Origin of the sequence: Cereibacter sphaeroides 2.4.1, assembly GCF_000012905.2 — a bacterium.
In the GTDB taxonomy this organism is placed as follows: domain Bacteria; phylum Pseudomonadota; class Alphaproteobacteria; order Rhodobacterales; family Rhodobacteraceae; genus Cereibacter_A; species Cereibacter_A sphaeroides.
In genome coordinates this window covers 355,980-377,729 of record NC_007494.2, presented here as the reverse complement: position 1 = coordinate 377,729, position 21,750 = coordinate 355,980, and the positions used below count along the sequence as shown (strand labels likewise).

Below are 21,750 nucleotides of genomic sequence, written 5' to 3'. Positions count from 1 at the left end.
GCGGAGCGGTGTCCGCCCCTGCGGGTCTACATGGGACGACATGGGACGCCGCATCTCCTTATTTCGCAGGCATTTTCCTTGACGAGTAGTCCCATGCCGTCCCATACAGTGCCACACGAATGTGGGTTCAATTGTGGGGTCGATAGTATGGCGGAGAAGCGGGATTCGAACTTGAGGCGGCCTCTGACGGCGGCGGCGATCCGGGCGGCCAAGCCTGGCGACGTGCTGCACGACGGCATCGCCCGCCAGACCAGCTGCGACCCATAGGCGAAGCCCCAGGCGCGCAGGACGCGGAACGCGCGCTCCGCGAAGGGCACCGTCACCCACATGAGACAGAGGGCGTCAGGGGCGGCGATGGCCTTGACGGGCAGGGCCTCGATCTCGCCCACCTTCATGCAGCGATAGTGCCGGATCGCATTGCGGCCCGGCTTGGCTTCGCTGTTGCTGGCGAAGCGCCACGGCGGATCCGCAAGGATCACGTCGAAGCCGCCAGCCGGGCGCATTTCGATGAGCTCGCGGGCGGCGTCGTTCATTCGCACAGTCCATACTGGCTGGAGCACGACAGGCCTTCGTCGGCCGCGATGCGCTCTAGGAGACTGAACTGGCGCCCGCCGCGGTCGGTCGTCGCCCAGCGGAATAACTCGTCGGCGCGCGGCCAGGGGGCCGCCGCGCTGATTTCGGCCATGCGGGCTTTCATAGCGCGCTTGTACTCGCGGCCGTGGGGGTCGAGCTCGGGATGCGTGCGCGCCACCCACGCGGCGGCCTGCCGCTTGAGGCGCTTCGCCAGCGCCGCGCCTTCGGGGATCGCGTCGGCGGCGAAGAAGGTCGCAGCTCCGCGCTTGCTGGCTTCCTTCACCAGCGCCTCCCATTCGAGCAGCTTGGCAACCGCCTCGGGGAAGCGCCGGCCGATTTCCGTCAGCTCGGACTTGCCGGAATTGATGCAGGGGGCGCAGCCCACGCGGCTCATGCCTTGCAGGGTTCGGCCGTAGCCCCTTGTGGGCGGCGAAGCCGAACACGTTATCGGCCGTCCAGTGGATGATCGGGCGGAAGAACAGCATGTCGTGCTCTGCATCCGCGCGGCGCTCCGCCTCCTTGGGGCGGCGGCCGAGGATGGGGCGAACCTGCCCGACTTCAGCCATGTGCCGGAGCCGGAACGCTCCTTCATCACGGGTAACCAGTGGAGCCCCGAGGACATCGAGAAGATGCGGGCCGCGGCCGTTGCGCCCGCGCAGTTCAACAAGATGCCGGCCGTGATGGCGGCCTATGCCGAGAAGGACGGAGAGCAGTGACCGACGTAATCGAAGCTGCCTGGGCGGAAACCGGGCCGGACGCCGACGGCAATTGCTTTTTCTGGTGCGTTGGCAAGCCGCTCTACGGGGCCGGCGCCGAGCACCGCCCGACCATCACGCGCATCACGGTGCAGGAGGATCTGCCCGGCCTGCACTGCAACATGCGGCGCGTCTGTGTCTGGGTCGGGGAGGCTATGGTCGCGGAAGCGCCCGTCGCTACGATCAAGGCCATCGGATACCCGGTTCCGAAAGGAGCGGCGTCGTGAAGCCGTTTTCCGAGATTCTGGCGGCCATCGTCGGCCGCGCGCCGGCGACGCCCGCCAAGAGCTACGAGGACGGCATCCGCGCCGCCGCCGACTGGCTGGAAGCCCGCGCCGCCAATTGGTCCTGCGGCTGCGATTCCAAGTACTGCCGCTGCTCCCTTGAGCCACATGATGGCGGACAGCACGGCCGAGCTGCTCGATATGGCCGACCGGATCGGGCTCGACCGGCGGCACCTGCAGCACGCCGGCACGGGGCGCGAGCACTTCGACATCTGCCTGAGCCGGCGGGCGCGCGCCGTGGCCGCCGGCGCTGTCGAGATCACGATGAGAGACATGGCGCGGATGCGCCGGGAGAGGAGGCACACATGAGCCTGATCGAAGACCTGAAGAAACAGATCGCCACCGCCGAGGCGCGCATCCGGGAAATCCAGCTCGGCTGCCCGCATCCGGAGGTGGCGATGATCGTGCGCGGGATCGGCTACCAAGACGAGCCGGATAAGGAGTTTCGCCACTGCACCTGCGGTCTGTGTGAGGCACAGTTCACGCGGGGCATGGTCGACAAGAAGGAGGGCGGCCGGTGACCGAGATCGACACGAGCACGAGCGCGGTGGAGCGGCTGGCGATGAACCTTTCAGGGGCCGCTGGTAGTCTTGAAGACGCCGACCTGTTCAACAGAGGGAAGCAAGTCAGGGAAGCGGCAGGGGTTCTCCGCGCCCTCGCCGCCGAGCGCGACCGGCTGCGGGGCACCCTTGACGTCGCGATGAGCAACTACTGCGGGGTGTGGGAAGCCATGCGAGCGATGCGGGACGGCATCAATGAGCACATTCCCATTCCGAGCGAGGAATCGGATTTGCTGCAGGGCCCCGAGGCAAGCGTCTTCTGTGCCACCGTAGCTACTGCGGTGATCTCGGCCATTACCAAAGCCCGCGCCGAGACGGCGGCGCGGGCCGTGTGGGCAGTGACCGCCTTCTGCGAGACCGCCACAACGATGGGTTTCCGAACTGTGCAGGTGACAGGCGGCAGCGAAGATGATGCCCTCGCAGTGGGATTGCGGCGGATAGAGGAGCTGAACCCCGACTGCAAGATATACAAGCCCGCGGCCCTGCGCATCGTGACAGCCGAGCCGGAGCCGCCGACCGTCGCAGAGGCGGCGCGGGTGCTGCTGGACTGTGATGACGCCACGCTTATGGCCGCGCGCAACGCTGCCGGCCTGACCGACAAGAAGGCGCTGGCGTTCCTCCGCACGCTCGCCGGGGATTACCCGGCCCATGGCGCCTAGAGCGCGATGGGCAGCAGCAGCCGGTGGACATGCTCGAGCGTGCCGCCGGCGCCATACTCCTCTCGGGTCAGGGCGTGCCCGAGTAGGTCGCGCCTGATCCGCTCATCAATACCAGCGGCGAGGCAACGGTCCTCGAACGAGTGCCGGAAGCCGTAGAGCGTGTGCTTCGGCGACTCGGTGAGCCCGTTCTCGCGCAGGAACTTGTTAACGGTGGCCGAGAGGGCAGGGTTGTCTTGGTAGCGGGGGAAGCCTTCCGGGTGGCGCCTCGCCGCCTCAAGGCTCACGCCGGTCAGCGGGATCTTCCGCCGCGCTCGCGGGCTCTTGAGCGTCCGAGCCTCGCCCTCGATCGAGATATGCGGGACATCCGCGTCGAGCACGATCCGGCTTGAGGTGAGCGCCTGGAGCTCGGACGGCCGGGCGCCGGTGTTCAGCATGATGAGCATGATGGCGCGGGCTTCGGAGTTGAGGCCGGCCAGCGCGCCGGGGGCAAGCAGCTTGTCTCTGATCCAGTCGTCCGACCATGGCAGTCGTTTCCGCTTCTCCCCCTCGGGCAGGGCATAGCCGCTCAGTGGCGGGTTTATCGGAAGCCGCTTCTTCTTGATGACCTCGCGCAGCGTCGAGCCGATATGTGCCAGATCCTTGTTGGCGCTGTTGGGGGTGAGCCCTTCGGTTTCCAGCCGATCCTCCCACCACGCCATGAAGTCGAGCATGTCGTCGGGCACGAGATCCTCAAGCGCCTTGTCTCCCACCACCTCAATGAAGTTGCGGAAGGCCTTGATTCGCGGGTTGCGCCAGCGCCGGATCTGATCCGCGCTCTTCCCGCGCGTCTTGGCCTTCTCCGCCACATCCCAATAGATCTCGAGCGCGCGGCTCATGGTGATCTTCGGAGCAGCCACGACGCCCAGAACAGCTGCAGCCTCGATCGGATCAGGCTCGGCCGGCGCGGCACCGGCGCGCTCATAGGCCGCGAGCCGCGCCTCGAGCTCGGCCCGCGATAGCTGCGCCACGTCGCGCGCGTGCAGGAACCGGTAGCCCCGATTGGCCGCCAGTTCCCGAGCCGCCTCGAACAGCTTCTCGGCGTCCCGAGTGTCGCCAGCAAGCTTGGCCTCCCACGCCTCGAGCATGTCCTGCCAGACCTTCGGCGCCTTCTGGCGCGCGACGTCCATGCTGTCCGTGTGCAGGGAGAGGTTCACGAACTCGCGGCCGTCGATGTGCTTGTACCGCTTTGGCACCCGGCGGCGGATGCGCCAGGTTCCTTCACGCTTGTTGAGGCCGGTCAAGCGGCTCATGCGGACCCTCCGTGTGACCGCGTGAATCTGCCGGGGAACACGCCGACACGCAAGGCATATCGTGTCCCTAAATGTGACCCAAAGTGTGATACGATTTGGTCACCATCCTTCTCCGCCGACCTCATATTTGACTTGCAATGCCTTAAAAACTTGGTCACAAGGGGGGTAGGAATTGGCGGAAGCGGTGGGATTCGAACCCACGGACGGCTCGCACCGTCGCTGGTTTTCAAGACCAGAGCCTTAAACCACTCGGCCACGCTTCCTTAGCCTCGACCGCCGGTAATCCGCTGGCGCCCCGAGGCTCCGCCGGATCCGGCCATCTGAGGGCTTCTAGCCCGGTGGGCGAGCGGCGTCCAGCGGCCTCCATCTTGTTGTCACCAAGTTAAAGTGTCGCCTGGCGTGCAAAGTAGAAATGTCGTCCCGGTGTCGCAGGGCTGAGCCGGCCCCGGCCCGCTCTCGTCAGGAAGGGCCGTAGGGACGGGGCCGGCGGGGGCGGAACGCTCCGGGTCCGCACGGTCATTCCGCCGCGATGTCGGGAGGCTTCGCCGTCCCGTCCGCCCGCTGCCTGGCGCGGCGGGCCAGTTTCGAATTCCAGCCGTCGTTCCGCCGACCCGTCGGCTCGTAGACTGTGCGCTGCCGGCCGACGCGGCTCACGCGCGGGGGTTGGCTTTCCTGCAGGCTCCTCGCCAGCGCCAGGACGTCGCTGAGCCGCTTGTTCGCGGTGATGGCCGCGTGGGTGACATGCTGCTGCTCGGGATCGAAGCTGCGGTAGGGGAGCGAGATGCCTTTCCATCGAGCTTCAAAACGTCCGTCCGGGAAGGCGTAGGTGTCGACGTATTTCCCCACGATGCCGCGCGTGAGGTCGCTTTCCTCCAGCAGGATCCGCCGGTGCTCGTAGGTGAAGGTGAGCTGGTTCCCGACGTAGCGCTGGTCGCGCCAGCACAGGATGTCGGCCAGCCGGTCCGGGGGCAGGTTCAGCGGCCGGTGCCGGTCGTCCGGCCGGGCAGGCACCCTGGCGAACTGCGCGTTGTGCCGCTCGATGAAGCCGGGCAGGAAGGCGTTCCCGGCCTCCATGTCGCTGATGCCTGCAAGCCGCATCTCCTTGACCAGCCGGTCCTGCAAGGTGCGGTTCGCCCGCTCGACCCGGCCCTTGGCCTGCGAGGAGTTGGCGCAGAGGATCTCGATGTTCAACTCGGCCAGCGCCCGGCCGAACTGCGTCATGCCATGGCCGGTCCGCGCGTCCTGCCTCGCCACGCGGAAGACCGAATGCTTGTCGGAGTAGAAAGCCGTGGGCCTGCCGTGCCGCGTCAGGTAGCACTCCAGCGCCGCGAAATAGGCGAAGGTGCTCTCGGAGGGCACGAAGCGCATCTCCATCAGCCGGCTCGTCGCGTCGTCGATGAAGACGAGCAGCGTGCAGGCTGGTGCGCGATCCTCGAACCAATGATGATCGGACCCGTCTATCTGAACCAGTTCGCCCAGGTGCTCGCGCCGCAGCCGCGGCTGGTGAAACCTCCGGCGCTGAGGACGCGACAGCCAGAGCCCATCCTCGACCATCCACTTCCGCAGCGTCTCCCGCGACACATGCAGGCCGTCGCGCTCGGCCAGCTTCTCGGCCGCGAGCGTGGGGCCGAAATCGACGTAGGTCTCCCGCACGAGGGCCAGCGCAAGGTCCCGCAATCCCGGCGAGAGGCGGTGGTTCGACGGTCGCCCGCGCAACCCGTGCCGCGTTGCCGCCGCGCCGTCCTCGCGCAACCGTCGCAGCAGACGCTGCACCTGACGCGGGCCGATCGCCAGCAGAACCGAGGCTTCCGTCGTCGTCATCCTCCGATCGAGCACCTTCGACAGGATCTCGATGCGGTTCAGTTCGCGCTCGCTCATCAGCACCCATCCCATGCCGCCGATCCTCCATTGTCCCGACAGGAAGAGGCGACAGTTCTACTTTGCTTGGATGCGACAATTCTACTTTGCGCTTACACATCTTTATCTGATAAGCAAGATTATGTAATCAAAGTGCCGCCGGGAGGAGGTTCGGTTCCGTCATGCACGAAGGCTCGGGAGCCGCTTTTCTCCAGGCGGAGTTGAGCGCGAGACTTTGGCCTTCATCATCCGAGAGCCTGCCGCATCGCCTCCGCGCGCCTCGCGGCCTGCCGTTCGGATTTGCCTGACCTTCGGCGTGCTCTCCGACCGGTCGGACCGTGCCGGCAGACGATCCGGCGGCCTCGACGTCACTCTGCGTAGATCATCTTCCGCATCATGCCGCCATCCACGACGATGACCTGACCGGTCACGAAGCCCGCGTCGGTGAGCCAGAGCACCGTGTCGGCCACATCCTCCGGGCGGCCGACACGGCCCGCCGGATGCTGGGCATGGTCGATGTCCCGGAGCCCGTCGCCGTCAGAGATCCAGCCGGGCGCGATGGCATTCACCCGCAGGCGCGGCCCGAGGCTCACCGCGAGCGCCTGGGTCAGTGCGACGAGACCGCCCTTGGAGGCCGCATAGGCCTCCGTGTCGGGCTCGGACATGAAGGCGCGGGTCGAAGCCATGTTCACGATGGATCCGCCGGGCCGCAGGAGCGGCACCGCCGCCCGCACCATGAGGAAGGCTGCTGTGAGGTGACTGTCGGTCATCCGCCGCCAGTCGGCGAGCGTGAGCTCGGCGATGGGGCCCGTGACCGGATCGGCCCGTCCCGCATTGTTCACGAGGAGATCCAACTCGGACTAGCCGAGCGTGGCCATGGCGGTCGCCACCGATCCTTCGTCCGTCACGTCGCAGCGGACCGAGCGCGTGGCTTCCGGCGCCTCCTCGAGATCGAAGGAGGCCACCTTCCAGCCGTGCGCGCGCAGCGTCCGGCAGATCCCTGCGCCGATGAGGCCGGCGCCGCCTGTCACGAGGGCTTGTCTCATGTCCCGAGCTTAGGGCGCCGGCGCCGCAGGTCCAGAGACCTCATGGCGGAGATGGCACCGCGGCGGAACTTGTGGCAGGAGAAGCCGGACGATGCGCGCGACAGGATCCCGCCCATGACCCAGGCCCTGCATATCCGCAGCTATTCCGGCGCCGGAACCCTGCACGACCACGACCATGCGCAGCTCGTCCTGCAGATGGCCGGCACGCTCGAGATCGAGGTGGGCGGGCACGGCGCGCGGCTGTCGCAGGCAGTTTCGGCCGTGATCGCGCCGGGCGAGCCCCACGCGCAGCAGGGCTGCGGCCTCAATCGGTCGCTGGTGCTGGACCTGCCGGCTGCGGCCCTGCCCGAGGGCGCGCTCGACCGCCGGTTCCTGCCCGTGCCCGAGGCCGCGAGGCGGCTCGTCGAATTCGCGGATCTTTCGGCGGCCACCGGCACGCTGCCCGAGCGGGTGGGCGGCCCGCTGCTGCGGCTTCTTCTGGACAGCCTCTGGCAGAATGCCCGCCCCTGCCCCTTCGCACCGCTCGAGGCCGCCATCCGCGCCGAACCCGCGCTCGACTGGACCGTGGACCGGATGGCGCGGATCGCGGGGATGAGCCGCTCGGCGCTCTACCGGGCGCTTGCGGAGGCCCGCGGCACGACGCCCGCCCGCCTCGTCACAGCGACGCGGATCGCGCTGGCGCAGGGGGCCCTGCGCCAGCCCGGCCGCTCCCTCGCGGAGCTGGCGGCGGAGCTCGGCTTTTCGGATCAGGCCGCGCTGACGCGCGCCATGCGGCGCGAGACCGGAAGGACGCCCGGCGCATGGCGCGCGCTCTGGGGGACGCCCGGCCCATGAAGCGGGACGGGCGGACAAGACCGCTGGCACCGCCCCGTGCCAGGATCGCCCATCCTTTCCGAAAGCTCTTCCCATGCCGTCCCGCAGCCTCAGCCTCCTTTGCGTCATCCTCGCCGCCGTCCTCTGGGGCACGACGGGCACCGTCCAGAGCCTTCTTCCGCCCGAGCGCGAGCCCCTGATCGTTGCCGCCATCCGGCTCGCCGTAGGCGCCACGCTCCTCACCCTGATGGCGCTCCGCCTGCCCGAGAGCCGCCGCGCCTTCCGCCGGCTGCCCTGGCGTCCGGTGCTGGTCGCGGGCCTCGCCATCGGGCTCTACAACCTCCTCTTCTTCGTCGCCGTGACGCAGGCGGGCGTGGGCGTCGGCACCGCCATCGCCATCGGCAGCGCCCCGGTCTGGGTGACGCTCTACGAGGCTGCCGTGCTGCGTCGTCTGCCCACGGGCGTGCGGGCGGCGGGGCAGGTCCTTTCGGTGCTGGGCGCGGCGCTTCTGGTGGCCGGGGCGGGCGCGGGCAGCGCCTCGCTGACGGGCGCAGCCCTCGCGGCTGCGGCTGGCGCCGCCTATGCCACCTATTCGGTGGCGACGAGCCGGGTGGGCGCGCAGGTGCCCTCGGACACGCTGGCCGCGGCGACCTTCGGCGTAGCCATGCTGCTTGCGGCACCGGCGCTCTTCCTCCTGCCGGTGAGCTGGGTTGCGGATCTGCGCGCCTGGCCCGCGCTCCTCTTCCTCGGCGCGGTCACGACCGGGGTCGCCTATGCGCTCTTCACGCGGGGTCTCGCGGGGCTCGCCACCTCGACAGCCGTCACCCTCTCGCTCGTCGAGCCCCTCACCGCCTGGATCCTGGCCATCGTCGTTCTGGGCGAGGCGGTGACGGCGCAGCGGCTTCTGGGCGCGGCCCTTCTGTTTGCGGGGCTCGCGATCGTGACGCTTGCCCCCGCCCGGCCGGCCGTCCGCGCAACCCGAGGCGAGAATCAGCGCGCCGGCACATCCCGAGGGTGAACCGTCGCTGGCGCATCGGTCTCGGGGCGCCGCGCCGGTGCCGGCAGATTTCCTGCCCGGATCCCCGCGCGGAGGCTGGCCGGCACAGGACGGTAAAACAGCCGCTTGTTAGGAAAAAGTTTACAAGCCTGTGCGATAGCCATCCGGCCGTCACGCAGATGAAGATTGACTTCGGTCAGGTAACGGCGAGACTTCAGCCTGTCGCTCAGGCGGCAATGGTGCAGGAAGAGGAGGACTGCCCCATGATAACCGAAACGACCGAACGGCGCCGGGCCCTGTTCCGCAGCCGCAGGACCGCTCCGCCCCCATCGACCCGTGACGAGGCCGTCCGTTCGGCAGAGCCCGATGAAACGAGCTGCATCTGGAAGGCGACCGGCCTCTGCCCCGGTCAGGATGAACTGGACGCCCGCGGCCATATGGCCTGCCTCTGCGCGCAGGTGCTGATGGCGCCCTCGCCCGATCGGGTGATCGATACGCTCACCGATCTCGGCCTCACGGACGCCCAGATCGGGCGCTACTTCCACATCCCGGTCCGCTGCGTCATGGCACTGCGGCGCCCGGCATAAGCCCCGCTCCGGCGACGGCATAGCCTCGCCGGAGCTTCCTCTGCACCATCCGTTCGCAGATCTCCCGGACACGCTCGGGCGAGCCCGAGGCGCGGATGTCCGTGCGCCCTGCCCCGCCGATCCGTCCCCACTGCAGAACCAGCGCCGCGCCCCCGAACAGGTCGGGCTCGCAGCGGATAAGGTAGAACCGGAAGCAGTTGCTCTCTGGATCGATCTTCTCGAGACGGATCTCCATGGCGTCCCCCTGCCGGCCAACCCTAGGAAACCCGCCTTTCCGCGGTCTGGCAAGCCTCGCCCTGCGCAGCGGATCGTGAGGCGATGACGACACCGACAGAGGTTTGGGGACAAGTCGCACCTCTGCCGGTGCCTGACCGGACGTGCCTTCTGGCGCAGGCACCTTCGTCATCCGGGTGGCGCCAGATTATAAAGATGCACCGCGCGTACATTGATCGAGGGCAAGCTGGCGGGCGACAGGCTGACGCAGGCTCAACGCTTCCGGCCGGCAGCTTCCTCCAGAAGCAGGGCCTCTTCGGCGGTCCGGCGCATGAGGCAGTCCGAGGCCACCACCATGCGGTCGGGCTTGCCGCGCCGGCGGGCGGCCTCGAAGAAGCACCGCTTCTCGCTCCAGTCGGTCCAGGCCTGCTGCATCGCCGCCAGATCGTCGGTCATGCGGGGCGCGCCCTGCGATATCGCCTTGGCGAACTCCACATCCCGTAGCTTCGCCTCCTTCTGCGCGGCTTCATAGGCGGCCGTCATCCGGTCGCGCCACCAGTTGGCCTCGGCCGCCACACAGGCCGCTTCCTCGACCTCGGTCGCGCCCCGCGTCTCGCGGCGGCAGAGGTCGGCGGCAAGGCCGATGCAGGCCGCCCCTTCGGTGGCGGTCTTCTTGTCCGAGAGGCAGTCCAGGGTCCGGTCGGGATGGAAGGGAATCGGTTGCGCGGTGGCGGCGAGAGGGGCGCACAGCGGCAGCAGCATCAGAAGCAGGCGCAGATGGAACATGGCAGGTCACTCTTGCTGAACGGTCCGCGGCAGAGGGCCGCGGCGCGCCGACCATAGGCCCCATCGCCGCGCCCGTCGTGTGACAAGGTCACGCGGGCGCTGCTCATGACGTCACGCGCTGCCTGAAGTTACTTCGTTCAACCCATCGTTTATATGAGGATAAATCAGATCGCGGATGGCGACCCGGGCGCGAAGGCGGCTGGCCAGCAGATACATGCCGCCGAACTTGCGCTGGATATAGAAGGTCTCGACCGGCGGCAGATGATGGATCTCGCGCCGCTCTCCGATCTCCATCCCGAGGTCGCGCAACCGCAGCGCCATGTCGTTCGCGCCGAAGTCGAAGATCGGCGCCCGCAGAGGTTCCATCGAGATCTCGAACATCCGCATCATCAGGGCGCGGAGGTCCGGCGGCACCGCATCCGACAGGAAGCCGAGCGCCCGCATCTCCGCCTCCGATGCCGGCAGGTCGCCCGCGAGGCCCGCGCGCAGGAGCCGCCGGTAACCGTCTGCCATGCCGGGGTCGATATCGCGGGTGGCGCCGAAGTCGAGCAGAACCACCTGCCCGGTCGCGGCATCGTGGCGGTAGTTGGCGAAGTTCGGGTCGGTCTGCATCAGGCCGAAGTCGAACAGCTCGCGGAACATGAGGCCGATCAGAAGCGTCATCACGCGGTCGCGCAGGTCCTGCGGCGCCTCCGCCAGATCCTCGACCGGTTGCCCCGCCACATGGCTCATCGCCAGCACATCGGGCGTGGTCAGCGCCTCGTGCAGCCGGGGCACGCAGAAGTCAGGCGATTCCGCCAGCAGGGCGCCGAACCGCGCGAGACAGCGCCCCTCCCGCCCGTAATCGGCCTCCTCGTGGAGTTGCCGCTTGGCCTCGGCCAGCATCGCCGCCACGTCGAGCCCCTTCGGCACCAGACCCGACAGGCGCAGCAGGGCGGCCACATTGTCCACGTCGCTGTCGATCGAGCGCCGCACGCCGGGATATTGCACCTTGATGGCGAGGTCCTCGCCGTCCTTCGTCATCGCGCGATGGACCTGCCCGATGGAGGCGGCGGCAATCGGGCGGACGTTGAAGCTGCGGAAGCGGCGCTGCCAGTCGGGTCCCCAGGCTGCGGTCAGGACGCTGCGCAGTTGCTGGGGCGGCATGTAATGCGCATCCGCCCGGAGCCGCGCCAGAATTGCGGCAAGCTCGGGCGGCAGCATCTCGCCGGCATCCATCGACAGGAGCTGACCCATCTTCATGGCCGCGCCGCGCATCCGGGCGAGCTCTTCCGCCAGCCGCGCGACATTGGCCGGAGTCAGGATCAGCTCGCTCATCGTGGGCCGCCTGCCCTGGGCGAGCTGGCGCGCGCCCTGCAACGCCACGTTGCCGGCTACGCCCGAGGCGAGGCTGCCAAATCGCGCAAGACGGGAAATTCGGCCACTCGGGACCGGCAGGGCGCGGGGGTCGGGACGGGAGGAGGACATGATCGGAACACTCGTTTCGAAACTGGCGAAAAACTAGGCTGGGCAAGGGGCAACGCAAGCAGGGACTGTGTCAAAATGACCATATCCCACACTTTTGACGGTGTTCCAGTCTCGAAGGAACAATCCCGCTTGATTGTATCTTAATGAAACTCTATCGCTAAAGTATAGACGGGTTACAACCTTTAGTTGATACTGCCGGAAGACGAACTGGTGCTGTAGAACCCATGCGAAATGATGCAAGTGCCCCTGCCCGCGACCATGCCGATCAGGATCGGATGATGACCGGTTTTCGCAACGTCTCGAACGGATCCCGGCCGGGGGTGATGGGGAAGACCGTGGCGCAGGTTCGCCCGCTCGCAAGCTACCGGTTCGAGAACTGGCAGCCCGGTCCCTCGTTCTGGGAGCCGAAGGTCGATGTCCCCGAGGACCAGCTTACCCCGGAACGCGTGCTGCTCTCGCTCATGGGATCGGTCTTCGTCGCGGCCTCGGTGCTGATCGCGATCCTGCTGGTCTTCAGCTGACACTTCCGGCGCGGCGGAGCCGCGCCCTGATGCTCACGCGACGCGCGCTCGCGCGAAGGCCGCGTCCAGATCCTCCTCAAGCCGTGCATCGGAGTCCCTCTGCATCAGGGTCGTTCTCTCGGCCTTGAGCGGCGCCTGCACCGCGGGACCGCCGGTGCGGAAGTAGCTGACGGCCGCGCGCAGATCCTCCGACCGTTCCGACAGATCCGCGGCCCGGCCCGAAAGCTCGCTCGCCGCGGCCGTGTTCTGCTGCGTCACCGTATCGAGCTGGTGAAGGGCCTGGCTCACTTGTGAAGCACCCGCCGCAAGCTCTTGCGAAGCCGAAGAAATGTCGGAAACAAGGTCGGCCGTCCGCGCGATGTCGGGCACGAGGTTTTCGATCATCCCGCCCGCGGCCACCGCCGAGCGCGCGGTGGCGGAGGACAGATCCGAGATCTCGGCCGCGGCGGCCTGGCTCCGCTCCGCCAGCCGGCGGACCTCCGTGGCCACCACGGCAAAGCCCCGCCCGTGCTCGCCCGCCCGCGCCGCCTCGACCGCGGCATTCAGCGCCAGAAGGTCCGTCTGGCGGGCGATCTCCTGCACGACATGGATCCGCTCGGCGATGCCGCGCATCGCCGATACGGCATCCGAGACGGCCGCGCCGCTCTGCCGGGCCGCTTCGGCCGAAGACCGCGCCATCCGCTCGGTCTGGCCGGAATTTTCCGCACTCTGCCGGACAGTTGCGGCGATTTCCTCGACGGAGGCCGAGGCCTGCACGGTCGCGGCCGCCTGTTCGCTCGCGCCCTGGCTCAACTGCTCGGACGTGGCGGCGACCTCGGCACTGCCCGAGGCCACGTCGCCCACGGCGGCGGTGACGCGGCCCACCACATCGCGCAGCCGCACCACCATCGCATTGAGCGCGCGGAGAAGGTCGGTGATCTCGTCATTGCCCCGCAGCACGGCCGTCTCGGTCAGGTCCCCGTCCGCCACCCGCCGCGCCAGCGCCAGCGCCCGGCCGAGGCCGCGCCCGATCGAGAGGATCAGCCAGCCCGCCGCGAGGAAGGCGATCAGAGTTCCCGCCGCGATGGAGCTCGCCATCAGCAGCACCGTCAGGCGACGCGCCTCGGCCGCCTCGGCCTGGGTCGCCTTCAGCGCGACGAGGCTCCGGTCGCGCAGCCCCTCCATGATCTCCATCCGGCTGGCCTGCAGGCGGGTGAAATAGTCGCCCCAGAGGAGCTTGCGCGCCTCTTCGGTCCGGCCCTCCTCCGACAGGAGCAGGGCCTTGTCGTTGACGCGGATCGACTGGGTCCAGAGATCCTCGTACTCGGCCAGCGCCGCCAGGTCCGCCTCCGGCGACGTCGCCACGAGCGAATCGAAGCTTTCGCGCATATTCGCCCGCGCCGCAGCCACCTCTGCCTTCTCGGCAGCCTTGCCGGCGGGGGGCGAGAGCATGTGGTCGCGAATCGCGCTTTTCATGCGCAGCTGCTCGGCATTCAGCCGCTCGGCCAGCCGCACGCGCTCGAAATCGCGGGTGACGAGGATGGCCATGTCGTCGTTCAGCCTGTTGATCGTGTAGAGCGCATAAAGGTTGGTCGTGCCCGCCATGGCGAAGACGACGAGAAAGCTCGCCCCCAGCTTGTTGCGGATCGAGAGTCTCATGGCGGTACTTTCCTGTAGAGCCGGCGGGCCTCAGGGCCTCTGCCGGACTGGGGCGAACCGGGGCACCCACACACTCTGCCCCCACTGGTCGAAAGCCAGGTCAGCCAAGAAGCTTCTTCATCACCGCGAGAAGCTGAGCCTGCGTGAAGGGCTTGACCATCCAGCCAAGCGCCCCCGCGGCGCGCGCTTCCGCCTTCAATGTGTCGGCGGATTCGGTCGACAGGAACACGATGGGCGTGCCCTTGCCTTCCGGGCGGCTGCGGAAGGCGCGAATGAAGCCCAGCCCGTCGAGCCGCGGCATGTTCTGGTCGGTCAGGATCGCGTCGACCGGCCGCGAGAGCGCGAGGTCCAGTGCCTCCTGCCCGTCCGACGCCTCGATCACCTCGTAGCCCGCCTCACGCAGCGTCAGCGCCACCATGCAGCGGATCGAGGGCGAATCGTCCACCGCAAGGACGGTTTTCGTCATAGCCTTGCCTCCGCCCGATCGGTTCTGCCGATCCGGTATCTCCTGCTCTGCATCCGCTCATCCTGCCTCGAAGGCACGGCCGGTCCGTGCCCAGTCCGGCACTGTGAACGACCGCGCAGCGGGATATTTGAGGGGCCCGGTGAAAGATTCTGCGGGCGATCAGACGCCGTAGGCCGCGTCGAAGGCCGCGACGAGGCGGCGGGCGCGATCGGCCACGTCGGAGGCCGCCCGACCGGGCCGGTAGAGCGCCGTCCCGATGCCGAACCCGTCCGCCCCTGCCCTCTGCCAGACGGCGAGGGAGTCCGGCTCTGTGCCACCCACCGCATAGACAGGCACCGTGGACGGCAGAACCGCCCGCAGCGCCTGAAGACCAGCCGGGCCCGCGAGCGAGGCCGGGAAGAGCTTCAGCCCGTCCGCCCCGGCGCGGATTGCGCGGAAGCACTCCGTGGCCGTGAAGACGCCCGGCACCGAGATGAGGCCCTGCGCCTTGCTGGCGGCGATGACCTCCTCGTTGCAGTCGGGCGAGACCGCGAGCCGTGCGCCGAGGCCCGCCACGCGCAGCACATCCTCGGGCGACAGCACCGTCCCCGCCCCGATCAGCGCGCGCTCTCCGAAGCGGTCGACGAGACGCCTCACGCTGTCCAGAGCGTCGGGCGAGTTGAGCGGCACTTCGATCCGGTCGATGCCCGCGGCGATCAGCGAGGCGGCCACGGGTTCCACTTCGTCGGGCGTGATGCCGCGCAGGATGGCGATGATCGGTCGGGACATGGACCCCTCGGGCAAAGCGCCACCCTCGGGCAGGCCGGGCGCAAGTGCAAGCCCCGCCTCAGGAGCGCCGCGCCGGATGATCCCTCCCGCCGGGGGTCAGCCGGTGGGGCGGGAGGCCGGGCCTGCCTGCGGCCAGCGCGGGAGGCGCGATCTCGCGGACGAGCTTGCGCGCGACGGCTTCGGCGAAGCCTCGGAACTCGCGCGTTTCCATCACGAAGGCGCCGGGGCCGACGATCACATGGCTCCGGAACCAGTCCGGCAGGTCCGCCTCCTCGTCGGTCACAGCCAGCGCGTTGACGGTCGCGCCCAGAGCCTCGGCCTCGGCGCGGGCGCGCATGAGCTGCCCGCGGAGGCCCATGCGCGGCGCCAGCGTCTCGCGGCCGTCGCCCGACAGGTTCACGAGGCGACGACCGGCACAGCCGTGCCCTGCGAGCATCTCCAGCGCGGCGGCAAGCCCCCCGCCCACTCCGGTCCGGCCCGGGGCGACCCGCTCCAGCGCCGCCAGCCGCACCGCAAGGCGCCGGGCATCCTCGGGTGCGGCGATCCGCTGCCAGCCGAGGCGGGCCGGCGGGGCCGCACCGTCGGACCAGACGACGGCCGCCACATCCACGGTGCCCGCCGCGGCCAGCGCCGCCTGCACGGCCGGGCTGCGGAAGGCCTCGGCATAGCCCTCGGCCTGCAGGGCGAATTCGGCCCGGTCGATGCTCAGGGAACTGTCCAGCGCCAGCACGAGCGCCAGATCCGGGCAGTCGGAGGCCTGCGCGGCAGGTGTGGCAAGAAGGACTGACAGAAGCAGGAGAGGAAGGCGGGACATGGCAGGTCCTCGTGACGATGAGCGAGTGTGGCGCCTCCCTTGTCGCCTGCCTCCCGCAACGCCGCGTCAAGGCGCCGTGCATTCTCTGTCAAAACGGTGGCGGCGGGGGCCGGCCCGGCCGGATCCCGCCGATGGATCAGCAGCCCACCACGGCGCAGATCTGCCGCCGGTAGGCCCGGTTCGCCTCGCTCTCGGCCGAGGCGTCGGCAGGGGCGGCCACCGCGGGCTCGGGCGGATCGCAGGGAAGCCGATAGCCGGGTTCCAGACCCGCATTGACGCATTCGCCGATGTCCCAGCCCGCCGGCAGATCGGTCAGGTTCACCTGCTTCCATTTGGGATGGCCCGATTGCTGGAGCTCGGGGAAATGGGTGCTCACCACATGGGCGATGTCCGACACCGCCTTGCAGCTTTCGCGGTGATAGGCGTTGCGCTTGGGATCGTAGCCGTAGGTCATCAGCACGGCCTTGACCGCGATGGCATCGACCGGCCCTGTCTGGAACGGATAGCTGCCGGCGGGGATCTGGGTGGGCTTGTAGACCTGCCGCAGCACTTCTTCGGCCACCGGCACCAGATGGAACCGCTCGCCGTCGATCTCGGGCGAGGCGAAGATTTTTGCAGGCGCACCGGCCACATAGAAGAAGGCGTCGATGTCTCCGGCCAGCAGCGCCTTGAGCGAGTCGTCCTGGTTCATCATCCTGCGCTCGCCGGGCGCGACCTCTGCAAGGTCGAGGACGAGCGAGGCGGTGAGGAAGGTGCCGGAATTCTCCACCCCGATCGAGACGCGCTTGCCGTCGAGGTCCTTCAGGCTGCCGATCTCCCTCCGCGCCAGAAGATGCACCTCCTCGTCGTAGAGCGGAAAGGCGATGCGGACGCCGAAGATCGCGCGGCTCACCTCGGGATCGTCGGCGGCGAAGGTCTTGAGATATTCGAGCACATCCGACTGGACGATGCCGAACTGTGTGCGCGGGCGCTGACGGACGCCGAGGAAATTCTCGAGCGAGCCCGCGCTTTCATGCACGGTCATCTCGATGCCGCAGGCCGAGGCGGCCTTCGCGATGTCGCGGCCGATCTGGATGTAGGTTCCGGTCGGACCTCCCGTAAGCATGTTGACCTCCAGAGCGGGAAGCCGGGACGGAAGGCCCACGAGCAACAGGGCAATCGCGATCAGTCTGATAACGGGCAAGGGTTCCTCCTGCGCTTCGGAATCGGGAACGGCTCAGCAGCCGCCGAGGGATCGGACGAGGGCCACGAGCGACTGGCGGTTGACGGTCCCCGTCGCGGTGCGGAGGGCATCGACCGGGCAGACGCCCGCTTGAAGCAGACCCGCGAGCTTCTGGTGCGGCGCGCTGCCCGGCGCGGGCATCCCCGGAGCGCCCGCCAGCGCCGCGGCGACCACGGCCGCATCCCGCGCGGGCCTTCTGGCCGGTGCTGCCTCAGGCGGCGCCGGGGGGGCTTCGACGACAGGCGTCACGGCCGGTTGAGGGGCGGCCTCCACCTCCGCGAGTCGCGCCCGCGCCGCCTCTTCGCGCTGCGCGAGTTCGGCGAGGCGGGCCTCTGCCTCCGCCCGCGCCTTGGTCTGAGCCTCGGCCTGCGTCCGCTGGTCCGCCTCGAGTGCCGTCAGTCCCGCCTCGGCGTCGGACAGAGCCTTCGCCTTCTCCCGACGCGCCGCCTCGAGCGCGGCCAGTTGGGCGTCCGCTTCCGACAGTGCCTGCGTCTGCGCCTCGGCCCGCTTGTGGCCTTCGACCTCGAGGGCCGCGAGACGCGCTTCGGCCGCGCCGACGGCTTCGGTCAGGCGTCCGAGGGATGCCTCGCCCTCGCTCAACTCGCGCTTAAGGGCCTCGGCCCGCGACCGCGCCTCGGCCTCGGCGGTGCGCGCGGCCTCGGCTTCGCGCACCGCATCGGCCCGGGCCTGCTCGGCGGCCTTCGCCGCAGCTTCGGCCTCGGCCACCGCCTGCGCCCGCTGCCCGGTCTCGGTGTCGGCGGCCGCGCGCTGCTCCTTGAAAAGCCCCTCCTGAACCCGCAGGACCTCTGCCCGCTGCTGCGCTTCCGCTTCTGCCGCCTCCAGAGCCGCTGACCTCGCCCGCACCTCTTCCTCGGCCGCCTGCAGCGCCGCCGCGCGGCTGCGCGCCTCGCTCTCGCCCTTCTCGAGCGCCGCGGCCCGTGCCCGGATCTCCTCCTCCGCGGTCGCGAGGGCCGTGGCGCGGGCGTCCACCTCGGCCTGCGCGGCGGCAAGGCTGCGCGTCTCCCCGACTTGGGATGACGCGGTTCGGGCTTCGGCCAGAGCGCGGTCCCGCTCGGCTGAAGCGGCGGCCAGTTGCGCCTCGGAGGCCGCCAGCGCCTCCATGCGCCGCGCCTCCTCCTCCGCCAGCGCCTTGACCGCGCGCGCCAGCGCGTCGCGCTGCCCGGAAAGCGAGGCCACCTTATCCTGATGCCGCGCCACCGCTGCCGCCTGCTGCGCCGCCGTTTCGCTCTCGCGCCGCTCGATCAGGGCGGAGAGGTCGCCCCGACGACGCTCGAGCCCGGCGAGCTGCTCTTCGCGCTGTGCCACGGCCTGCAAGAGCTGCGCCTGCCGCGCCTCGAGCCCCTTTACCGCCGCCTGCCGGTCGGAGAGCCGCTTCGCTTCCTCTGCATCCCGCGCCTCAAGCGCCGCCAGATCCGCCTCCCGCTGCGCCACGGCCCGGGTCAGACCCGCGTGCCGCTCGGCAAGCCCATTCAGATCCGCCTCGCGTGCGGCGACGGTCGCGGCCATCTTGCCCAGTCGCGAGCGGGCATCCTCCGCCTGCCGGCCGAGATCCCGGACCAGTTCGGTGAGCCGCTGCCGCTCGGCCTCGAGCTGCGCACTCCCTGCATCGGGGCGCGCCTTGCCCGCCGGTGCCGCCAGCAGCCCGACCGGCTGCACCGCCGCCGCCCGCACCCCCTCCTCCAGTCGGAGCTGCTCACGGTGAAGCTGCGCCAGACGCTTCTCGGCCTGAGCGGTCTCCTCGCGTGCCTCCTGAAGGCGCGTCATCTCGCGCCGCCGCTCGGTGGTCAGCACGGTGATGCGCGCCTCGAGCCCGGCAATCTCTGCCTCGAGCAACCCCACGATCGACCGATAGGAGCTTTCCATGGCGCCGCCCGAATCCGGGCCGGCCACCGTGGTCCGAGCCGATTCGGCACCCGCCATGACCGGCAGGAGCACGAGGGCCCCCAGAATTGGAAATAGATGCTTCAAATGACTCGAGCTCATGGCCGCATCCCGGCATGGCAACAGATTTCAGATAGAATACAGCATGCTCTTGTCCCGTCGATCCACGCCAATAGGGTCGCTACTGGACGAAGGTGGTAGATCCATCGCCCTTTCGGGTCGCGCCAGAGTTGAGAATGCTGCGCCCATGGGTGCGCCCGGCCTCGAGAAGGAAGGCCATGACCGAGCGTTCGCGGGGCAGCGGCCGAACGTCGCGGTGGCAGGTCAGCCAGTAGGTTCGGCGCAGAACCACTTCCTGCGGCAGGATCATTTCCAGATCCGGAACCCTCCGGCCGATGTAGAAGGGCAGCACGCAGAGCCCGAGCCCGTTCTGCGTCGCGGCGAGCTGGTTGAAGATCGACGAGCTCTTGAAATTGGCGCGGATGCCGGGATGGACCTCGCCCAGATAATCCAGACCCGGGGCAAAGATCATCTCTTCGATGTATCCGATGAAAGGATGTTTCAGCAGATCGTCCCGGGTCTGGATCTCGGGCCGCTGCGCAAGATAGGATTTGGCGGCGTAGATATGCAGCGTGTAATCCATGATCCTCTCAGAGTGGTAAGTACTCGCCTTCGGAGGGTCGAGCGTCACCGTCAGATCCGCCTCGCGCCGCGAGAGCGACATGATCTGCGGCAGCGTGATGAGCTCGAGCGCGATGTTGGGAAACCGCTCGGTGAAGGGGCCGAGCAGCACCCGGCTGAACCAGCTGCCGAACCCCTCGGGCACGGCCATGCGCAGGACGCCGCGCTGGCCCGGCCCGTCCCCCAGCAGTTCGACCTGCATCCGCTCGGTCTCGGCCTCCATCCGCTCCGCCGTCTCGATCAGCCGCCGACCCACCGGCGTCAGCTCGTAGCCGCGCGGGTTGCGCTCGAAGAGCCGCATCCGCAGCGCGGCTTCCAGCCGGTCGATGCGGCGCGAGACGGTGACATGGCTCGTGCGGAGCTGGCGCGCCGCGCGCGACAGTTGCCCCGAGCGCGCCACCGCGAGGAAGAACTGCAGGTCGTCCCATGTGAAATTGCCCATGCGTCACCCTTTGTCTGTCCGAAAATGAACAGATCTTGTTCCGAAATAGCTGCGACAAATTGCTTGAGTCCAGCCCCGAAACGTCTGATCCTACTTCCAGTGCGCCGGAGTTTGAGGAGACCCGTGCGGCACATTCATGAACAGGACGGACCCTCCCGAACCGCGCTCGCGGTCCGGGCTGCAACCGTCCCAGGGAGGATGATGGAATGCGGAAAGCCCTTCTTTCTGCGGTGTCGCTGGCTGCCTTGGCCGCGCCTGCGGCAGCCCAGGTGTCGGATGATCTTGTGAAGATCGGCATCCTGAACGACCAGTCCGGGGTCTATGCGGACTTCGGCGGCAAATACAGCTACGAGGCCGCGCTGATGGCGGTCGAGGATTACGGCGGTTCGGTCCTCGGGAAGAAGGTCGAGGTCGTGACGGCCGACCACCAGAACAAGGCCGACATCGCCTCGAACATCGCGCGCCAGTGGTACGACACCGAGCAGGTCGACGCGATCATGGAGCTGACCACCTCGTCGGTGGCGCTCGCCGTTCAGGCGCTGTCGCAGGAGAAGAAGAAGGTCACCATCACCACCGGGGCGGCCACGACCGAGCTGACGGGCAAGCAATGCTCTCCCTACGGCTTCCACTGGGCCTATGACACGCACGCCCTGGCCATCGGCACCGGCGGCGCGCTGGTCGAACAGGGCGGCGACAGCTGGTATTTCCTCACCGCCGACTATGCCTTCGGCTATTCTCTCGAAGAGAATACCGGCGCGGTCGTGAAGGAGAAGGGCGGACAGGTTCTCGGCGCCGTGCGCCATCCGCTTTCCACCACCGACTTCTCCTCGTTCCTGCTTCAGGCACAGGCCTCCGGCGCCAAGGTCATCGGCCTCGCCAATGCGGGTCTCGATACGCAGAATGCCATCAAGCAGGCGGGCGAGTTCGGGATCGTGCAGGGCGGCCAGCGGCTTGCGGCGCTCCTCTTCACGCTGGCCGAGGTCCACGGGCTCGGCGTCGAGTCGGCGCAGGGCCTGACGCTGACCGAGAGCTTCTACTGGAACCGCAACGAGGAATCGGCCGAGTTCGGCAAGCGGTTCATGGAACGGACCGGCGCGATGCCCAACATGATCCATGCCGGCACCTACTCGGCCGTGCTCTCCTATCTCAAGGCGGTCGAGGCCGCGGGCACCGACGAGACCGAGGCCGTCTCGGCCAAGCTGCATGAGCTGCCGGTCGAGGATGTCTTCGCCAAGGGCGGCAAGGTCGCGGCCAACGGGCGCATGATCTCGGACGTCTATCTGCTCGAGGTGAAGAAGCCCGGCGAGAGCGACGTGCCGTGGGACTATTACAACGTCCTCGCCACCATCCCGGGCGATCAGGCCTATCTCGACCCGGCCCAGAGCGGCTGCCCGCTCGTCACGAATTGAC

The 21,750-nt window shown here is 68.6% G+C and carries 26 protein-coding genes and 1 tRNA gene; 10 read left to right on the top strand and 17 right to left on the bottom strand.

Annotated elements, in window-relative coordinates; translation table 11 throughout:
- Window positions 1-26 precede the first annotated feature (26 nt).
- Complete coding sequence (locus RSP_RS17235; protein WP_011339204.1) at window positions 27-533, bottom strand: MT-A70 family methyltransferase; 507 nt, start codon at window positions 531-533, stop codon at window positions 27-29.
- A complete protein-coding gene (locus RSP_RS17230; RefSeq protein ID WP_017140357.1) occupies window positions 530-967 on the bottom strand; it encodes a hypothetical protein in 438 nt (145 codons plus the stop codon). Before RSP_RS17230 ends, RSP_RS17235 begins: the two co-directional genes overlap by 4 nt.
- A gap of 94 nt (window positions 968-1,061) precedes the next feature.
- On the opposite strand from RSP_RS17230, the gene RSP_RS17225 reads away from it, so the two are divergent.
- From RSP_RS17225 to RSP_RS17205, 5 genes are all read left to right on the top strand, one after another.
- Complete coding sequence (locus RSP_RS17225) at window positions 1,062-1,289, top strand: hypothetical protein (protein ID WP_017140356.1); 228 nt, start codon at window positions 1,062-1,064, stop codon at window positions 1,287-1,289.
- Complete coding sequence (locus RSP_RS17220; RefSeq protein WP_017140355.1) at window positions 1,286-1,555, top strand: hypothetical protein; 270 nt, start codon at window positions 1,286-1,288, stop codon at window positions 1,553-1,555. Before RSP_RS17225 ends, RSP_RS17220 begins: the two co-directional genes overlap by 4 nt.
- 165 nt (window positions 1,556-1,720) lie before the next feature.
- On the top strand, window positions 1,721-1,921 hold the full coding sequence (locus RSP_RS17215; protein ID WP_227590667.1) for a DUF4031 domain-containing protein: 201 nt from the start codon (window positions 1,721-1,723) through the stop codon (window positions 1,919-1,921).
- Window positions 1,918-2,133, top strand: a complete 216-nt coding sequence (locus RSP_RS17210) for a hypothetical protein (protein ID WP_017140353.1) — start codon at window positions 1,918-1,920, stop codon at window positions 2,131-2,133. The genes RSP_RS17215 and RSP_RS17210 overlap by 4 nt, the downstream gene beginning before the upstream one ends.
- Window positions 2,130-2,831 (top strand): hypothetical protein, encoded by a 702-nt coding sequence (locus RSP_RS17205; RefSeq protein ID WP_011339203.1) that lies wholly within the window; start codon window positions 2,130-2,132, stop codon window positions 2,829-2,831. The genes RSP_RS17210 and RSP_RS17205 overlap by 4 nt, the downstream gene beginning before the upstream one ends.
- Here the strand turns inward: RSP_RS17205 and RSP_RS17200 are convergent.
- From RSP_RS17200 to RSP_RS17180, 5 genes are all read right to left on the bottom strand, one after another.
- Window positions 2,828-4,120 carry a DUF6538 domain-containing protein gene (locus tag RSP_RS17200; RefSeq protein ID WP_011339202.1) on the bottom strand — a complete coding sequence of 431 codons (1,293 nt, stop codon included), beginning with the start codon at window positions 4,118-4,120 and terminating at the stop codon, window positions 2,828-2,830. The genes RSP_RS17205 and RSP_RS17200 overlap by 4 nt on opposite strands.
- A gap of 173 nt (window positions 4,121-4,293) precedes the next feature.
- Window positions 4,294-4,383, bottom strand: a tRNA-Ser gene (locus RSP_RS17195).
- 253 nt (window positions 4,384-4,636) lie between these two features.
- Window positions 4,637-6,013, bottom strand: coding sequence for an ISNCY family transposase (locus RSP_RS17190; RefSeq protein ID WP_011339201.1), 1,377 nt, complete (start codon window positions 6,011-6,013; stop codon window positions 4,637-4,639).
- A 332-nt stretch (window positions 6,014-6,345) separates the two neighbouring features.
- The gene (locus RSP_RS17185) at window positions 6,346-6,831 is read right to left on the bottom strand and encodes an SDR family oxidoreductase (RefSeq protein WP_017140352.1); all 486 of its coding nucleotides are present in this window, start codon (window positions 6,829-6,831) and stop codon (window positions 6,346-6,348) included.
- A 6-nt stretch (window positions 6,832-6,837) separates the two neighbouring features.
- Entirely contained in the window at window positions 6,838-7,023 is a 186-nt protein-coding gene (locus RSP_RS17180; protein WP_099170922.1) for an NAD-dependent epimerase/dehydratase family protein, read from the bottom strand.
- A gap of 114 nt (window positions 7,024-7,137) precedes the next feature.
- Between RSP_RS17180 and RSP_RS17175 the strand changes: the two genes are divergently transcribed.
- From RSP_RS17175 to RSP_RS17165, 3 genes are all read left to right on the top strand, one after another.
- Window positions 7,138-7,857, top strand: coding sequence for a helix-turn-helix transcriptional regulator (locus tag RSP_RS17175; RefSeq protein WP_011339200.1), 720 nt, complete (start codon window positions 7,138-7,140; stop codon window positions 7,855-7,857).
- Window positions 7,858-7,930: 73 nt separating this feature from the next.
- Window positions 7,931-8,854: a DMT family transporter gene (locus RSP_RS17170; protein WP_011339199.1), complete on the top strand. Its 924-nt coding sequence runs from the start codon at window positions 7,931-7,933 to the stop codon at window positions 8,852-8,854.
- A gap of 242 nt (window positions 8,855-9,096) precedes the next feature.
- On the top strand, window positions 9,097-9,420 hold the full coding sequence (locus RSP_RS17165; protein WP_017140349.1) for a hypothetical protein: 324 nt from the start codon (window positions 9,097-9,099) through the stop codon (window positions 9,418-9,420).
- Here RSP_RS17165 and RSP_RS17160 read toward each other — a convergent pair.
- The 3 genes from RSP_RS17160 to RSP_RS17150 all read right to left on the bottom strand — a co-directional run bounded on the left by RSP_RS17160 (window position 9,395) and on the right by RSP_RS17150 (window position 11,886).
- On the bottom strand, window positions 9,395-9,655 hold the full coding sequence (locus RSP_RS17160; protein ID WP_002723961.1) for a WGR domain-containing protein: 261 nt from the start codon (window positions 9,653-9,655) through the stop codon (window positions 9,395-9,397). The two genes, RSP_RS17165 and RSP_RS17160, sit on opposite strands and share 26 nt — an antisense overlap.
- A gap of 251 nt (window positions 9,656-9,906) precedes the next feature.
- The gene (locus tag RSP_RS17155; protein ID WP_009561508.1) at window positions 9,907-10,419 is read right to left on the bottom strand and encodes a lysozyme inhibitor LprI family protein; all 513 of its coding nucleotides are present in this window, start codon (window positions 10,417-10,419) and stop codon (window positions 9,907-9,909) included.
- 111 nt (window positions 10,420-10,530) lie between these two features.
- Window positions 10,531-11,886 carry an ABC1 kinase family protein gene (locus RSP_RS17150; RefSeq protein ID WP_011339198.1) on the bottom strand — a complete coding sequence of 452 codons (1,356 nt, stop codon included), beginning with the start codon at window positions 11,884-11,886 and terminating at the stop codon, window positions 10,531-10,533.
- 278 nt (window positions 11,887-12,164) lie between these two features.
- On the opposite strand from RSP_RS17150, the gene RSP_RS17145 reads away from it, so the two are divergent.
- Window positions 12,165-12,407: a hypothetical protein gene (locus RSP_RS17145; protein WP_023004200.1), complete on the top strand. Its 243-nt coding sequence runs from the start codon at window positions 12,165-12,167 to the stop codon at window positions 12,405-12,407.
- Between the two features lie 33 nt (window positions 12,408-12,440).
- On the opposite strand, the gene RSP_RS17140 is transcribed toward RSP_RS17145, so the two are convergent.
- The 7 genes from RSP_RS17140 to RSP_RS17110 form a co-directional block, all read right to left on the bottom strand.
- On the bottom strand, window positions 12,441-14,045 hold the full coding sequence (locus RSP_RS17140) for a methyl-accepting chemotaxis protein (RefSeq protein WP_011339196.1): 1,605 nt from the start codon (window positions 14,043-14,045) through the stop codon (window positions 12,441-12,443).
- Between the two features lie 100 nt (window positions 14,046-14,145).
- Window positions 14,146-14,511: a response regulator gene (locus RSP_RS17135; RefSeq protein WP_011339195.1), complete on the bottom strand. Its 366-nt coding sequence runs from the start codon at window positions 14,509-14,511 to the stop codon at window positions 14,146-14,148.
- 159 nt (window positions 14,512-14,670) lie between these two features.
- Window positions 14,671-15,279 (bottom strand): 2-dehydro-3-deoxy-6-phosphogalactonate aldolase, encoded by a 609-nt coding sequence (locus RSP_RS17130; RefSeq protein WP_011339194.1) that lies wholly within the window; start codon window positions 15,277-15,279, stop codon window positions 14,671-14,673.
- Window positions 15,280-15,337: 58 nt separating this feature from the next.
- Window positions 15,338-16,093 (bottom strand): DUF1194 domain-containing protein, encoded by a 756-nt coding sequence (locus tag RSP_RS17125; RefSeq protein WP_011339193.1) that lies wholly within the window; start codon window positions 16,091-16,093, stop codon window positions 15,338-15,340.
- Between the two features lie 136 nt (window positions 16,094-16,229).
- Window positions 16,230-17,276, bottom strand: coding sequence for a TAXI family TRAP transporter solute-binding subunit (locus tag RSP_RS17120; RefSeq protein ID WP_011339192.1), 1,047 nt, complete (start codon window positions 17,274-17,276; stop codon window positions 16,230-16,232).
- Between the two features lie 33 nt (window positions 17,277-17,309).
- The gene (locus RSP_RS17115; RefSeq protein ID WP_017140347.1) at window positions 17,310-19,319 is read right to left on the bottom strand and encodes a coiled-coil domain-containing protein; all 2,010 of its coding nucleotides are present in this window, start codon (window positions 19,317-19,319) and stop codon (window positions 17,310-17,312) included.
- A 79-nt stretch (window positions 19,320-19,398) separates the two neighbouring features.
- Complete coding sequence (locus tag RSP_RS17110; RefSeq protein WP_002723946.1) at window positions 19,399-20,340, bottom strand: LysR family transcriptional regulator; 942 nt, start codon at window positions 20,338-20,340, stop codon at window positions 19,399-19,401.
- A 206-nt stretch (window positions 20,341-20,546) separates the two neighbouring features.
- On the opposite strand from RSP_RS17110, the gene RSP_RS17105 reads away from it, so the two are divergent.
- Window positions 20,547-21,749, top strand: a complete 1,203-nt coding sequence (locus RSP_RS17105) for an ABC transporter substrate-binding protein (protein WP_002723944.1) — start codon at window positions 20,547-20,549, stop codon at window positions 21,747-21,749.
- The last annotated feature ends 1 nt before the right edge of the window (window position 21,750 follow it).

Excerpts from the sequence above, each read along its gene's own strand:
- RSP_RS17170 (WP_011339199.1), top strand. The coding sequence starts at position 7,931 with ATGCCGTCCCGCAGCCTCAGCCTCCTTTGCGTCATCCTCGCCGCCGTC.
- RSP_RS17135 (WP_011339195.1), bottom strand. The coding sequence starts at position 14,511 with ATGACGAAAACCGTCCTTGCGGTGGACGATTCGCCCTCGATCCGCTGC.
- RSP_RS17190 (WP_011339201.1), bottom strand. The coding sequence starts at position 6,013 with ATGGGATGGGTGCTGATGAGCGAGCGCGAACTGAACCGCATCGAGATC.
- RSP_RS17230 (WP_017140357.1), bottom strand. The coding sequence starts at position 967 with ATGAGCCGCGTGGGCTGCGCCCCCTGCATCAATTCCGGCAAGTCCGAG.
- RSP_RS17180 (WP_099170922.1), bottom strand. The coding sequence starts at position 7,023 with ATGAGACAAGCCCTCGTGACAGGCGGCGCCGGCCTCATCGGCGCAGGG.
- RSP_RS17215 (WP_227590667.1), top strand. The coding sequence starts at position 1,721 with ATGATGGCGGACAGCACGGCCGAGCTGCTCGATATGGCCGACCGGATC.
- RSP_RS17160 (WP_002723961.1), bottom strand. The coding sequence starts at position 9,655 with ATGGAGATCCGTCTCGAGAAGATCGATCCAGAGAGCAACTGCTTCCGG.
- RSP_RS17130 (WP_011339194.1), bottom strand. The coding sequence starts at position 15,279 with ATGTCCCGACCGATCATCGCCATCCTGCGCGGCATCACGCCCGACGAA.
- RSP_RS17155 (WP_009561508.1), bottom strand. The coding sequence starts at position 10,419 with ATGTTCCATCTGCGCCTGCTTCTGATGCTGCTGCCGCTGTGCGCCCCT.
- RSP_RS17210 (WP_017140353.1), top strand. The coding sequence starts at position 1,918 with ATGAGCCTGATCGAAGACCTGAAGAAACAGATCGCCACCGCCGAGGCG.
- RSP_RS17110 (WP_002723946.1), bottom strand. The coding sequence starts at position 20,340 with ATGGGCAATTTCACATGGGACGACCTGCAGTTCTTCCTCGCGGTGGCG.
- RSP_RS17175 (WP_011339200.1), top strand. The coding sequence starts at position 7,138 with ATGACCCAGGCCCTGCATATCCGCAGCTATTCCGGCGCCGGAACCCTG.
- RSP_RS17200 (WP_011339202.1), bottom strand. The coding sequence starts at position 4,120 with ATGAGCCGCTTGACCGGCCTCAACAAGCGTGAAGGAACCTGGCGCATC.
- RSP_RS17125 (WP_011339193.1), bottom strand. The coding sequence starts at position 16,093 with ATGTCCCGCCTTCCTCTCCTGCTTCTGTCAGTCCTTCTTGCCACACCT.
- RSP_RS17140 (WP_011339196.1), bottom strand. The coding sequence starts at position 14,045 with ATGAGACTCTCGATCCGCAACAAGCTGGGGGCGAGCTTTCTCGTCGTC.
- RSP_RS17150 (WP_011339198.1), bottom strand. The coding sequence starts at position 11,886 with ATGTCCTCCTCCCGTCCCGACCCCCGCGCCCTGCCGGTCCCGAGTGGC.
- RSP_RS17145 (WP_023004200.1), top strand. The coding sequence starts at position 12,165 with ATGACCGGTTTTCGCAACGTCTCGAACGGATCCCGGCCGGGGGTGATG.
- RSP_RS17105 (WP_002723944.1), top strand. The coding sequence starts at position 20,547 with ATGCGGAAAGCCCTTCTTTCTGCGGTGTCGCTGGCTGCCTTGGCCGCG.
- RSP_RS17115 (WP_017140347.1), bottom strand. The coding sequence starts at position 19,319 with ATGAGCTCGAGTCATTTGAAGCATCTATTTCCAATTCTGGGGGCCCTC.
- RSP_RS17235 (WP_011339204.1), bottom strand. The coding sequence starts at position 533 with ATGAACGACGCCGCCCGCGAGCTCATCGAAATGCGCCCGGCTGGCGGC.
- RSP_RS17165 (WP_017140349.1), top strand. The coding sequence starts at position 9,097 with ATGATAACCGAAACGACCGAACGGCGCCGGGCCCTGTTCCGCAGCCGC.